This window comes from Ruegeria sp. YTSA144 (genome assembly GCF_059610125.1).
Genome location: NZ_JBXWNA010000013.1, coordinates 51,899 through 63,571, shown reverse-complemented (window position 1 = coordinate 63,571; position 11,673 = coordinate 51,899). Strand labels below are relative to the sequence as shown.

General features: G+C 57.4%; 10 protein-coding genes and 1 tRNA gene. 3 read left to right on the top strand and 8 right to left on the bottom strand.

Features of this window, described 5'->3' with window-relative positions; translation table 11 throughout:
* The first annotated feature begins 2 nt into the window (after positions 1–2).
* A tRNA-Glu gene (locus tag AC2FF8_RS19175) sits at positions 3–77 on the top strand.
* A 227-nt stretch (positions 78–304) separates the two neighbouring features.
* Here AC2FF8_RS19175 and AC2FF8_RS19170 read toward each other — a convergent pair.
* The 8 genes from AC2FF8_RS19170 to AC2FF8_RS19135 all read right to left on the bottom strand — a co-directional run bounded on the left by AC2FF8_RS19170 (position 305) and on the right by AC2FF8_RS19135 (position 8,556).
* Positions 305–1,027, bottom strand: a complete 723-nt coding sequence (locus AC2FF8_RS19170) for a DUF8168 domain-containing protein (protein WP_257600423.1) — start codon at positions 1,025–1,027, stop codon at positions 305–307.
* A 142-nt stretch (positions 1,028–1,169) separates the two neighbouring features.
* Positions 1,170–3,011, bottom strand: coding sequence for a V-type ATP synthase subunit A (locus AC2FF8_RS19165; protein WP_496880481.1), 1,842 nt, complete (start codon positions 3,009–3,011; stop codon positions 1,170–1,172).
* The gene (locus AC2FF8_RS19160; protein ID WP_425077999.1) at positions 3,008–3,700 is read right to left on the bottom strand and encodes a hypothetical protein; all 693 of its coding nucleotides are present in this window, start codon (positions 3,698–3,700) and stop codon (positions 3,008–3,010) included. Before AC2FF8_RS19160 ends, AC2FF8_RS19165 begins: the two co-directional genes overlap by 4 nt.
* A 1-nt stretch (position 3,701) precedes the next feature.
* Positions 3,702–4,379 (bottom strand): hypothetical protein, encoded by a 678-nt coding sequence (locus AC2FF8_RS19155; RefSeq protein ID WP_496880480.1) that lies wholly within the window; start codon positions 4,377–4,379, stop codon positions 3,702–3,704.
* Complete coding sequence (locus tag AC2FF8_RS19150) at positions 4,379–4,822, bottom strand: ATP synthase subunit C (protein WP_152457528.1); 444 nt, start codon at positions 4,820–4,822, stop codon at positions 4,379–4,381. Before AC2FF8_RS19150 ends, AC2FF8_RS19155 begins: the two co-directional genes overlap by 1 nt.
* Positions 4,819–6,615: a V-type ATP synthase subunit I gene (locus tag AC2FF8_RS19145; RefSeq protein ID WP_496880479.1), complete on the bottom strand. Its 1,797-nt coding sequence runs from the start codon at positions 6,613–6,615 to the stop codon at positions 4,819–4,821. Before AC2FF8_RS19145 ends, AC2FF8_RS19150 begins: the two co-directional genes overlap by 4 nt.
* A complete protein-coding gene (locus tag AC2FF8_RS19140; RefSeq protein ID WP_170346518.1) occupies positions 6,612–7,217 on the bottom strand; it encodes a V-type ATP synthase subunit D in 606 nt (201 codons plus the stop codon). Before AC2FF8_RS19140 ends, AC2FF8_RS19145 begins: the two co-directional genes overlap by 4 nt.
* The gene (locus AC2FF8_RS19135) at positions 7,195–8,556 is read right to left on the bottom strand and encodes a V-type ATP synthase subunit B (protein WP_257600418.1); all 1,362 of its coding nucleotides are present in this window, start codon (positions 8,554–8,556) and stop codon (positions 7,195–7,197) included. The genes AC2FF8_RS19140 and AC2FF8_RS19135 overlap by 23 nt, the downstream gene beginning before the upstream one ends.
* Before the next feature lie 243 nt (positions 8,557–8,799).
* Between AC2FF8_RS19135 and AC2FF8_RS19130 the strand changes: the two genes are divergently transcribed.
* Positions 8,800–10,539, top strand: a complete 1,740-nt coding sequence (locus AC2FF8_RS19130; protein ID WP_170346516.1) for an ABC transporter substrate-binding protein — start codon at positions 8,800–8,802, stop codon at positions 10,537–10,539.
* 83 nt (positions 10,540–10,622) lie between these two features.
* Positions 10,623–11,672, top strand: a complete 1,050-nt coding sequence (locus AC2FF8_RS19125; RefSeq protein WP_170346515.1) for an ABC transporter ATP-binding protein — start codon at positions 10,623–10,625, stop codon at positions 11,670–11,672.
* Position 11,673: the final 1 nt, after the last annotated feature.

Sequence of the window (11,673 nt, the reverse complement as noted above, 5' to 3'; positions counted from 1 at the left end):
GTGGCCCGTTCGTCTATCGGTTAGGACGCCAGGTTTTCAACCTGGAAAGAGGGGTTCGATTCCCCTACGGGCTACCATTTTCCATTTCAAATGATAACTAAAATGGAGCGTATCTGCTTAGCCGGCGCAGGGTTTCCCGTTTTTTGAATAAGTTGATCATTCAAAAAAATGTGAATTGATTTTCGACGGCGGAGTGCCTCATAGACTTTGCGGGGCCCACACAATGCCGAATACTGTTTCAAAAAGAAGTGTGTGACCGATTACAGAAGCTTTTGGTTCCAGATCTCAATAACACACGCCCCAATCACTCAAACGCGTCGAGGTATTTGTCGACGATTGCCCAAGTTTTTGTGAGAATGTCCTCGCGAAAATTCTCTGAAAAATTTGGTAATCCTCCATGACGTAAGTCTTTGGCCGCTTCAGATATGAAGCTGATTTCACCCTTAGTTATACCTGCTACCTCTCGAAATTTCTGCCACTGGGTCGACCGATCCTTATCCAAAAGTCCGTGCGAAACTGCGCAGTGACGACGAATAGCTTCAATAGCACGATAACAATAGAATGGACTGTCATCAGCATGCTGAATGGCGCTCGTTAAGTCGTTGAAGCAACGTGAAACGAACATTCCGCCTTCGCTTAGAAACAAAGTCCGCAACTTTCTAAGTCGGGCATCTACGTCTATTTTGCCCCTAGGCTCTGAAATACAAGGAACCTCAATGCCGTACACGTAGTCAACGCCTTTTGAATGGTTGACCACGCGAGTTATTTCAATTTCGTATCCTCTACCCAATAGGTAGCCAAGTGCAGTCAAATCCACTCGAACCGCATTCTGTACAATATTGCGAAGGTCGAAAATGTTCCATTCCAGTTCTGAGTGGACGCGAACTACAAGCTGGTTCAGGATAATACTTACTTCAGCCCGAAAGGTGGTGTCAGTCTCCTTTCGGTGTACTGTCAAATCCGATTGGAAGGACAACTGGGCTCTCTCGGGGAGAATTCGGCCCGAGAAAAAATATGGTTCTACCACGTATACCTCGTGAATTATTGATCAACTAAGCTTGCTACTCGGCTCCCACAAAAAAGCTGCAAGCCGAGCATTTTGCAATTGGTCAGCTTTGGGAAACTACTAAAAAAATACGCTATCCCCTACGGGCTACCATTTCACCTGATCACACTCCGAACTTTTCCTGGCACAGGTTTTCGATCTTTTGCCAGGTGGATTTGTATTCGGGTGTGTTTTCTGCCGCGTAGTGAAAGTTTTTCATTAGCCCGGTCAGTTGCGTGAACACCTGCCTTACCTCGGTCTTGTCGACAAAGACCGCCCTGGACTGCGTCACGTCGTACACAAGCTTGAACGTCTTTATCTGCCGTTCAAGCGGCACCGTCGCATCGACTGTGTCAAATGCGTCCTGCTGCAAATAGACCATATCGACGAACAACGCTTTCTGTTGGGTTACAAAGTCGTCAAGTGTGACGCCCTCTTCCCCGGTGACCTGCATCATCTGATCGACCTGTTCGCCTTTTTCGATCAGGGCCAAAAGGGTGCGCACTTTGGCTGTCCACCCTGGCTCGGCGTTCCTGTCATACCAGTCGGACAATTGGTCAGCATACCGGGACCAGCTGAGCATCGGATCGACCGCTGGATAAAACCGCTTGTAGGCGCGTTCGGATGACAACCCGAGGAAACACTTGACCGTCGACAAGGTTGACTGGGTTACCGGCTCGTCAAAATTGCCGCCAGCAGGCGAAACCGTTCCGATCAGCGTCAGGCTGCCAAGATCCCCATCATTCGTTTTCAGCGCCCCGGCGCGTTCGTACAAACCCTTGATCGAGCTTTCCAGATAGGCCGGGAATCCTTCTTCGCCCGGAATTTCCTCGAGCTTGCCCGAGGTCTCGCGCATGGCTTGCGCCCACCGGCTGGTGCTGTCGGCAATCAACAAGACATCGTGGCCCATCTGGCGATAATACTCGCCCAACGTAATGCCGGTGAAGATCGACGCCTCGCGCGCGGCAACCGGCATGGATGACGTGTTGCAGATGATGATCGTCCGATCCATCAGGCTGCCGCCGGTGGTTGGATCGGTCATCTTCGGAAATTCCTCGATGGTCTCGACCACCTCACCTGCACGTTCGCCGCAGGCCACGACGATCACGATATCAACCTTCGCGTTCCGTGCGATCAGGTTTTGCAGCACGGTCTTGCCCGCTCCGAACGGACCGGGAATACATGCGGTGCCGCCGCGCGCAATCGGAAGGAACGTGTCGATCAGTCGTTGCGACGTCAGAACCGGTTCCGTCGGATACAACCGTTCGGACAGCGCGCGCTTCAGTACATTTTCCGGCAGTGGTCGCCGAACCGGCCATTTCTGCGAAAGCGTCAGCGTATGCTCGCCACCGTCTTCGTCTTCCAGACGGGCCACGATGTCATGGATCGTGGCCGCGCCTTTTTGCACCCAGACCACCTTGTACGCGCCGGTCCAGTTGAACGGCAGCATGATCTTGTGGCTGAGATGGCCTTCGGGCACTGTTCCGATGCTGTCCCCGGCAGTGACCGTATCGCCCACCTTCACCGACGGCGTAAAGGACCATTTCGCATGTTCATCCAAGGGCGCGACATCTGCGCCGCGCGGCAAGAAGGTTCCAAATTCGGCGGCCACCTTGGGCAAAGGCGATTGCAACCCGTCAAACACCTGCCCCAGCAGCCCCGGACCAAGCTCTACCGACAAAAGCTGACCTGATTGCTCCACCGGGTCGTCAACCGCCACCCCATCAGTGCTTTCATAGACCTGAACGTCCGCCATATCCCCACGTACGCGCAGCACTTCGCCTTTGAGCCTTTCCTGACGCCCACCGGGACCGGAACGCGAAGGCAATATGTAAACCACTTCGTTTTTGACCAGTTGACCGGGGTGGCCGGTCGTGTCCGAATTGGCTTGTATCCGCACAAGCCCTTCCTGAACCAGGACGACACGTGCGGTCGATGAGTGTTTGGCTGAGATTGGGGCTGTCATGCGCTTGCTCCCTCAAAATCGACTTCAGCGAAATCGGCCATGGCCTGTTGTGCCAGTTTCTCAAATCTCTTGGCGGCTTCCGCAGCGCTGCTTTGCGCCCAGCGGTCGAAGATGTTCCAGATCAGAACATAAATGGCGACCGCCTCGAAATCGAACATGTGACGAGCCGCGTGCCGCTTGAGCTGCTTGTGGCTTATCGACAAAAGCAGACGTTCCAGACCCAGCGGATCTTCGTTTTCCAGCAATTGGGTTGCCTCTTTGATCCAGGGCATGAGCCGTTCCATCCGAAAGCTGGGATCACTCCAATTGGCGGGAATGTGGCGGCTCCATCGTCCGACCCCGAAAGGGCCTGATGGCGCTGGTTCTCCGCGTTTTCTCAATCGCAATGCCGCGACCACCGAGCGCAGTTCCATGCGTTCCATGAAAAGCTTGCGCAAGGTGGGCTGAGGGATGTCCAGCATCGCTTGTTTGCAGCGCTGGATCGCCTGAGCGTCGGTGACATCCATGTCGTAGGCGCTCCAGCTCAACGCATGCTCGAGGATCTTCAGAACTCTGCTGTCCTCCGGTGTCAAAGCCGTCAATCGACGGTCCAGCCTGATACGTGACAGGGGCGGCTGCCTGGCAACGAACAGCCGTTCCGAACCCGGAAGGCTGCACATCAACGCGATATAGGCGTCCTGCTTTGACATTTCAGCGGATGACCCCTTCCAGAACGGCACGGAACCGGGGCTGCAAATGCTCCATCAACAGCGACGCCACCGCCTTATCCGTCAGGTCCAGAACTACACCCTGATCTTCTGCGCGGACGCGGATGCCTTCCTGCACGTCATCGGCTGCGTGCAGTTCGACATTCTCGCGCAGCATCTTCGCGGTCAGCCCAAGAACATATTTCGTCAGCTTGCCGGATTGAATGTCATCGGCATTTTGCTTGATGTCTTCCTGCGTGGCGACCCTGGCAGGCAGGATAACGGAAACCTTGCCGTCCAGGTTTGCACCTGTCCCGGCCCGGCCTACCACCTCGAGGATCATCTGCCTGAGAAGCTCGGGATCGGACATCTCTTTGGTTACAAGGCGTTCGACATCTGCCTTGAAGCGATCCGTCAGACCTGCCTTCATGGTCAGCACGGCATCCCGCATCGCCGTGTTCAATGCTTCTTCCCCGGCAGCCCTGTAATTGTCGGTCTCTGTGCGGGCTTTCTTTTTCAACTCCTCGGCTTCGCGCTTTGCCTCTGCCACGATGCGCGCGGCTTCGGCTTTTGCTTCTGCGCGCAGCTTTTCGGCTTCGGCCTGACCTGCGGCAACCCCATCGTTGCGCAATTTGTCGATCAGGGCGTCCACGCCGTGCGAAATCGTTCCGTTCTGTGCCATCAGCTGATCCCCGCACTAATGACCAGTGCAAACACGAAGGCAAAAACACCAAACCCTTCGATGATTGCGGCGGGGGCCAGGGCAAGGCCAAAAATCTCGGGCTTTTCCTTGGTCGCGTTGATCGCAGCCGCACAGGCCCGACCCTGCCAGATGCCGCAATACATCAGCGCGATGCCCGACAGGATGCCGATGCCAAACAGACCGCCCGCGTTTTCAGGCGTCACGTCGCGGTTCAGGGTAAACATGATGACGATCCCATAGATGACCATCGTTGAGGGAAACGCGGATACACCCACGAAACGGCCATAGCCGCCCTCGGTTTCCGTCATGGCCCCGATACTGGCCATACCGGCGATCGAACACCCTATGGCGCTGGCCGCAGCCCCCAATGCCATCGGCGCATAAATACCCAGCCAACCCAGTGTAAGAACAAGCTCATTCATTCCTGAACCTCCTTGCGGGCAAACGGACGAAAGATGATGCCTTCATCCGGCAGACCCCATTTAAAGAATTCGATGTAATTGAGACGCAAGCCGTGCACGACGCCGCTCATCATCGCGAGCGCGAAGTTCAAAACATGACCTATGATCAATATCAGCAGCCCAAACAGAATGCCCGGCCCCTTAAGAGCCTGCATGACCGACACCGCCAGATCATTGAACGTGATCGCCAGCGAGGCCGAAGCAAGGCCCAGCGCAAAAAGGCGCATATAGCTGAGAACATCCCCAAACGCGCCCATCGCCCCGGCAAGGCTTTGAAACCCTTCGATCAAACGCCAGATCCAGTCCATCGGCCTCTGGATGACCCGCTCGCTGGAAAACAGCACAATCGCCACGATGCCGGCGGTCAGAATAGCCGCGCCCGGCACCGGCGATTTGCCGTTCATGTAGCCGAGCCAAAGGACAAACCCGCCGATCAGGGCCGCAATCCAGCCCAGATTGGCAACCGCCTTGCGTTGCCCCCACGCCGCGCGGGCCGCAAGTGCGTTGGCCAGGACAAGGTGTATAACGCCAACGACGATCGAGACCATCATCATCGCGCCGAAATCGTTCAAATCCAGCACCTTGAGCCTTGCCCAAATCGAGCCGGCAGCCGGTGATACCCCAAAATAGCTGCCCACCATGACGCCGTAAAACATCGTAACAGCCGAGATGATCAGACCGAACAGACGCCAGGATCTTTGACCTGCCGTGCCATCCATCCGTCTCCAAAAGGCCAGCACCGCCAGCAGGATGACAGCACCGTACCCGGCATCCGCCACGATCATGGCAAAGAAGATCGCGAAGGACGCCGAGACGATGACGCTGGGGTCCCAGTCCTGATATCCGGGCACTTGATAGAACAACGCCAGATCGACAGCGGCCCTGCGGTTTTCAGGCTGCTCCAGCAAGGTCGGGGGCGTGTCGCCCGGCCCCGGATCTTCAATCAGTACGGTCGAGCCCTTGGCGTTTGCCATGGCAAGAACAGTCTCCACCTGATCCACGGGAACCCACCCCTGCAAAGCAAACACTGCCTCTTCGTCGCGCACTTTCTGCGTTGCATGAGCAAGCTCAGCGGCACTTTCGGCGACGGACAGGTTCCGGCGCATCAATGTCAGATAGCGCGTCAGCGCAACGCGTTCGGCTTCCAACGCCTCGAGGGCGATCTCGGCCTCTTCCAACTGGGCCTCAAGCTCGTGCACAGGCAGCGAGCCAACATGCGTTCGCGGAACAGGAAGAACGCCATCATCGGGTTCGTCAGGTGAAATCAGAACGGCATACAGGTACCGGTGGTCTTCCGCCAATATTGCCCATGGGAATCTGACCTCGGACAGGGCATCCCGGTGCTTCAGCGGCAGCTGATAGAACCACAGCCTGTTGCCAGCCAGCGCATCGCTCGGCGGAAAATCCAAATCACCCCAGGGTCGCACCTGGGCGATGCGATGGGCCAGAAAGTCACGCCGGTCCATCGTATCCCGAATGCGCTGCATGAGGTCGGTCACCTCGCGCACGAAACGGTCCATGTCGAAATCCGGGGCGCGCTTGATCTGACGGCGTTGTTCAGGCACTTCTGCAAGGAAACGCAACGCCTTATACGCCTCTCTTGCACCACGATCGCTGATCTTTTCCGGTTCGTTTGGCGGCGGTACAAGCGGCAAAACATGCATGCAGCCAAGGGTCTGAAGCGCCTCAAGCGTGTCCGCCTTTTTTGCAGCCGGCCCAATCAGGGACATCTTTTTCAAACGCGCAACGCTCATGTCACAGCTTCCTGCGCGTGCTTGCGTTTCGAGATCTTTGACCGCACGACAGCCTGCATCTGTTCGTCGCTCAGGTAAATGCGGATTTTTTTGATGTTGGCCTTGGCGCGCGGGATCAGAACCTTTTCGAACAAGTTGACCCGCTGGGTAATGGTGGCCACCGCCCTTTCGAAGATGCGAACCCGTTCTTCGGCAATTTTCACCCGCACCCGCGCTTCGATGACGTCGTGAAGCAAAAGCGCAGCAGCATCGACCCAATGGGGCTTGGCCAAAACGGAATACGGGCGCACCACCACGTCGATCCGATCAAGGTCAGGCAGTTTGACCCCCACCACATTGACCTCTTTGACCTTGTAGTCCCTGAGCGTGACCAGCCCATCCAGAACGACACCCTGCTGGGCCAGCATCGGAAGCCTTTCACCAACCTGTTGCACCAGTGCCTGCACCTTTTGCTCAAGACGGTCGACCTCTTCCCGGGCCCGGGCCCGTTCAGCCATCAACTGTTGCCGCTTCAGGTCCAGCGACGGCAGGAACCGCTCATAGCTTTTCAGCTGTGTCTGTTCGCGTGCAAGCGACGATTTATTCAGCTGCAACCGCGCCATTGGCATCCTTCGGGAAATACTTGTCGATCAGTGCCTGCTTCATCAGCAACTGTTCAGGCGCAAAGCACTCTGCCAGAGTCTTCCAACCCAGATCCAGCGCCTCTTCCAGCGGGATCGAAACATTGATGTCCATGAACCGAGACCGGAACAGGCCGCCGAATTTCAGCAACTGGTGATCATAGTCTGACAGGTCGAAGGCCATCGCCTGTTTCTGCGCGGCATCGCGGCTTTCAGAATAGAAACGGATCATCGTGTTCATGATCTGCCCGTGATCTTCGCGAGTGGTCTTGCCGATCACGTTCTGCTTGAGGCGCGACAGGCTGCCGAACGGATCGATCACACCGGAATGCAGATAGAACTGCCCTTCGGTGATATAGCCGGTGTTGTCAGGCACCGGGTGCGTTACGTCATTTCCGGGCATGGTCGTGACGGTCAGAACCGTGACCGACCCGCCTTTGGCATAGTCACAGGCCTTCTCGTATCGGCGCGCAAGCTGCGAATACAGGTCCCCCATATAGCCGCGCTGAGATGGCACCCTCTCCTGACTGATGCCAACCTCTTTCATCGCGTCAGCATAGGCGGTCATGTCGGTCAGCAGGACCAGCACGCGCTTGCCCTCTTCCACAGCAAACTTCTCGGCCACCGCCAGCGCCATGTCCGGCACCAGCAGACGTTCGACCAAAGGATCCATCGCCTGGTTGACGAACATGACGGTGCGCGAAAACACGCCCGCATCTTCGAACGAGGTGCGAAACGTGTGGTAGTCGTCAAAAATCAGTCCCAGCCCGCCAAAGACCACGATATCTGCGTCTGCCTGGATACCGATTCGGCTGAGGAACGCGTTGAATGGCTCTCCTGAAACCGAGAAGATCGGGATTTTCTGGCTCTCGACCAATGTGTTGAACACGTCGATCATCGGCACATCCGTGCGGATCATTCTGTTTGGAACCGCGCGTTCCGCCGGATTGACGGTCGGTCCGCCAATATCGATATGCGGTTCCGCAGACAGGTCGGGACCTCCATCTATTGCCACACCGGCGCCATCAAAGACGCGGCCCAGAATATTGTCCGAATAAGGTGTCTGCATCGGGTGACCGAGGAAGGTCGCCGTTGCTTCGGTCGATATGCCCTTGGTGCCGGAAAACACCTGCAACGTGACGACATCCCGGTCGATGAAGATCGTCTGGGCCAGTGATTTTCGGCCATCCACCGTCTCGATCACAGCGAGGTCGTTGAACCGGACAGTCGGTTCACGAGTGCCCCCGATTGGCACTCGAACCTTGATTGTGTCCCCGACGATTTCCAGAACACGCGTGTACTTCAACAGACTTCGGGACATTGCTTATCCTCACTGTTCCAAGTCGTTTTTCGTAATTCGCGCTGCACGGTTCAGCGGTAATTTTTGTATTAACAATGCCAGCTTACAGCGAATTCAAAAATTGGCAAATGAGTTCAGCCCCCCTCTTTCGGGATGCCTGAACGTCAATTACTAAATTTTTAGTTTGACACATACGCAAGAAATCGCTGATGCTGTCCGGCATCCGGTTTCTGCCGGAGAACCATAATTTTTGGGAGGAGACAGATGCGGAGACATCTACTTTCCGCAGTGGCGGCGGCTGCCGTCATTGCGGGGCACGGTCCTGCTTGGGCCGACGAAGCCGCAGCACAACGCTGGATCGACGACGAATTCCAGCCATCGACATTGTCGAAAGACGAACAGATGGCCGAGATGCAGTGGTTCATCGAAGCTGCACAGCCTTACGCAGGTATGGAAATCAACGTCCTGTCCGAAGGTATCCCGACACATTCCTACGAATCCGAGGTGCTGACCAAGGCGTTCGAGGAAATCACCGGTATCAAGGTCAACCACCAGATTCTGGGTGAAGGTGAAGTGGTTCAGGCCGTTCAGACCCAGATGCAAACGGGTCGGAACCTGTATGATGGCTATGTCAACGACAGTGACCTGATCGGCACCCATTCGCGTTTGCAGCTCGCCTATGCGCTGACGGACATGATGAACGGTGACTGGGCGGCGACAACTTCGCCGACGCTGGATCTGGATGACTTCATGGGCATTCAGTTCACCACCGGCCCGGACGGCAAGCTGTATCAGCTGCCCGACCAGCAGTTTGCGAACCTTTACTGGTTCCGCAAGGACTGGTTCGATGATGAGGCCAACAAAGCCGCGTTCAAGGAAAAATACGGCTATGATCTGGGTGTCCCGGTCAACTGGTCCGCATATGAGGACATCGCCGAGTTCTTCACCAATGACGTGAAAGAAATCGATGGCACCACGATCTACGGGCACATGGATTACGGCAAGCGCGCGCCCGACCTCGGTTGGCGCATGACCGATGCCTGGCTGTCGATGGCCGGTGCCGGCGACAAGGGCGAACCCAACGGTGTGCCTGTCGACGAATGGGGCATCCGCATGGAAGCGGGCACCTGCAACCCTGTTGGCGCTTCGGTGTCGCGTGGTGGTGCTGCAAACGGTCCCGCTGCGGTCTATGCGATCCGGAAATGGGACGAATGGCTGCGGGCCTATGCGCCTCCGGGTGCCGCGTCTTATGACTTCTACCAGTCGCTGCCGGCACTGAGCCAGGGTAACGTGGCCCAGCAGATCTTCTGGTACACAGCCTTCACTGCCGACATGGTGAAGCCGAAGTCCGAAGGCAACAACACCGTGGATGACGAAGGCACGCCGCTGTGGCGGATGGCGCCCAGCCCGCACGGCCCCTACTGGGAAGAAGGCCAGAAGGTTGGGTATCAGGACGTGGGTTCCTGGACCTTCCTGAAATCGACCCCTGCGGATCGTGCTCAGGCAGCCTGGCTTTATGCCCAGTTCGTGACCTCCAAAACTGTCGACGTGAAGAAGTCCCATGTGGGTCTGACCTTCATCCGCGACAGCTCGGTCAACCACGAGTCGTTCACCGAACGCGCGCCCAAGCTGGGTGGTCTGGTCGAGTTCTATCGCTCGCCTGATCGTGTGGCATGGTCGCCGACCGGCATCAACGTGCCGGACTATCCGAAGCTGGCCCAGATCTGGTGGCAGCAGATCGGTGACGTGAACTCGGGCGCCTTCACCCCGCAAGAGGCGATGGACCGTCTGGCCGAAGAGATGGACATCACCATGGCCCGTATGCAGGCCGCGGATGAAAGCGCCGGTGTCTACGGCGGCTGTGGTCCACGCCTGAACGAGCCGCAGGATCCGTCTTTCTGGCTGGAAAAGCCGGGTTCGCCCAAGGCCAAGCTTGAGAACGAAAAGCCGCAAGGCCAGACCGTCAACTATGACGAACTGGTTCAGCGCTGGCAGTCTCAGTAAGCCGTTGAAACCCAGGGGGTGCCGCATCAGGCACCCCCACTTCAAGACCAGTGCATTGCACTGAAGGACCGGAACCCACGGACATGATCGAACTTCAAGACGCGACCAAAAGGGTCGGCAACGTCATCCATATCAAGCCCACAAACCTGACCCTTCAAACAGGCCACTTCAACGTGCTGCTGGGCGCGACGGGCTCGGGCAAGACCTCTCTGATCAAGATGATGGCCGGGCTGGACCCGATCGCCTCGGGCAAGGTCCTGATGGATGGGCAGGACGTCACACGGCTGAACACGCAGAAGCGAAAAATCAGCCTCGTGCACCAGTTCTTCGTGAACTACCCACATATGACCGTATTCGACAACATCGCCTCGCCCCTGCGCGTGGCAGGCATGGCGCAGTCCGAGATCGAGGGCCGCGTGGAAGAGGCCGCCGACCTGCTGCAACTGCGCCCGATGCTGCACCGCCGCCCGCACGAGCTGTCGGGCGGCCAACAGCAGCGTACCGCGCTGGCGCGTGCCATCGCCAAGGACAGCCGCGCGGTATTCCTGGACGAACCGCTGGCCAACCTGGACTACAAGCTGCGCGAGGAATTGCGCGAGCAACTGCCCGAGCTGTTCGCCGGGCGCGGGGCCGTGGTGGTCTATGCCACGTCCGAGCCCGAAGAGGCGCTGCTGCTGGGCGGCTACACCGCCCTGATGGAAGATGGCCGCGTGACCCAGTTCGGGCCAACCGCTGACATCTATCGCAACCCCGAGAACATCGCCGCCGCGCGGGTCTTTTCAGACCCCCCGATCAATGTCGCACGCATCACCGTTTCCGCTGCGCAGGCGCAACTGGCCGGTGGAGGTGGCTGGGCCGTCACCGACATGGCCGACGGAGATTACATGGTCGCGGTGCGGCCGCATCGTGTGACGCCGTTCCGTACGTCTGACGCGGACGTGGAACTGACCGGCCGCGTGATCGTGACCGAGCTTTCGGGCTCGGATTCCAGCGCGCATTTCCAGCATGGCGAGGACGCCTGGGTGTCGCTGGCCGCCGGAGTCCATCCCTATCAGGTGGGCGAGGATCACACATTCTTCATGAACCCGGCCCATTGCCGGTATTTCGGCCAAGACGGCAAAAGGGTGGCCTGAC

What these genes read in the sequence shown, in the direction of transcription:
- AC2FF8_RS19165 (WP_496880481.1), bottom strand. Translation starts at nt 3,011, where the DNA reads ATGACAGCCCCAATCTCAGCCAAACACTCATCGACCGCACGTGTCGTC.
- AC2FF8_RS19160 (WP_425077999.1), bottom strand. Translation starts at nt 3,700, where the DNA reads ATGTCAAAGCAGGACGCCTATATCGCGTTGATGTGCAGCCTTCCGGGT.
- AC2FF8_RS19155 (WP_496880480.1), bottom strand. Translation starts at nt 4,379, where the DNA reads ATGGCACAGAACGGAACGATTTCGCACGGCGTGGACGCCCTGATCGAC.
- AC2FF8_RS19150 (WP_152457528.1), bottom strand. Translation starts at nt 4,822, where the DNA reads ATGAATGAGCTTGTTCTTACACTGGGTTGGCTGGGTATTTATGCGCCG.
- AC2FF8_RS19145 (WP_496880479.1), bottom strand. Translation starts at nt 6,615, where the DNA reads ATGAGCGTTGCGCGTTTGAAAAAGATGTCCCTGATTGGGCCGGCTGCA.
- AC2FF8_RS19140 (WP_170346518.1), bottom strand. Translation starts at nt 7,217, where the DNA reads ATGGCGCGGTTGCAGCTGAATAAATCGTCGCTTGCACGCGAACAGACA.
- AC2FF8_RS19135 (WP_257600418.1), bottom strand. Translation starts at nt 8,556, where the DNA reads ATGTCCCGAAGTCTGTTGAAGTACACGCGTGTTCTGGAAATCGTCGGG.
- AC2FF8_RS19130 (WP_170346516.1), top strand. Translation starts at nt 8,800, where the DNA reads ATGCGGAGACATCTACTTTCCGCAGTGGCGGCGGCTGCCGTCATTGCG.
- AC2FF8_RS19125 (WP_170346515.1), top strand. Translation starts at nt 10,623, where the DNA reads ATGATCGAACTTCAAGACGCGACCAAAAGGGTCGGCAACGTCATCCAT.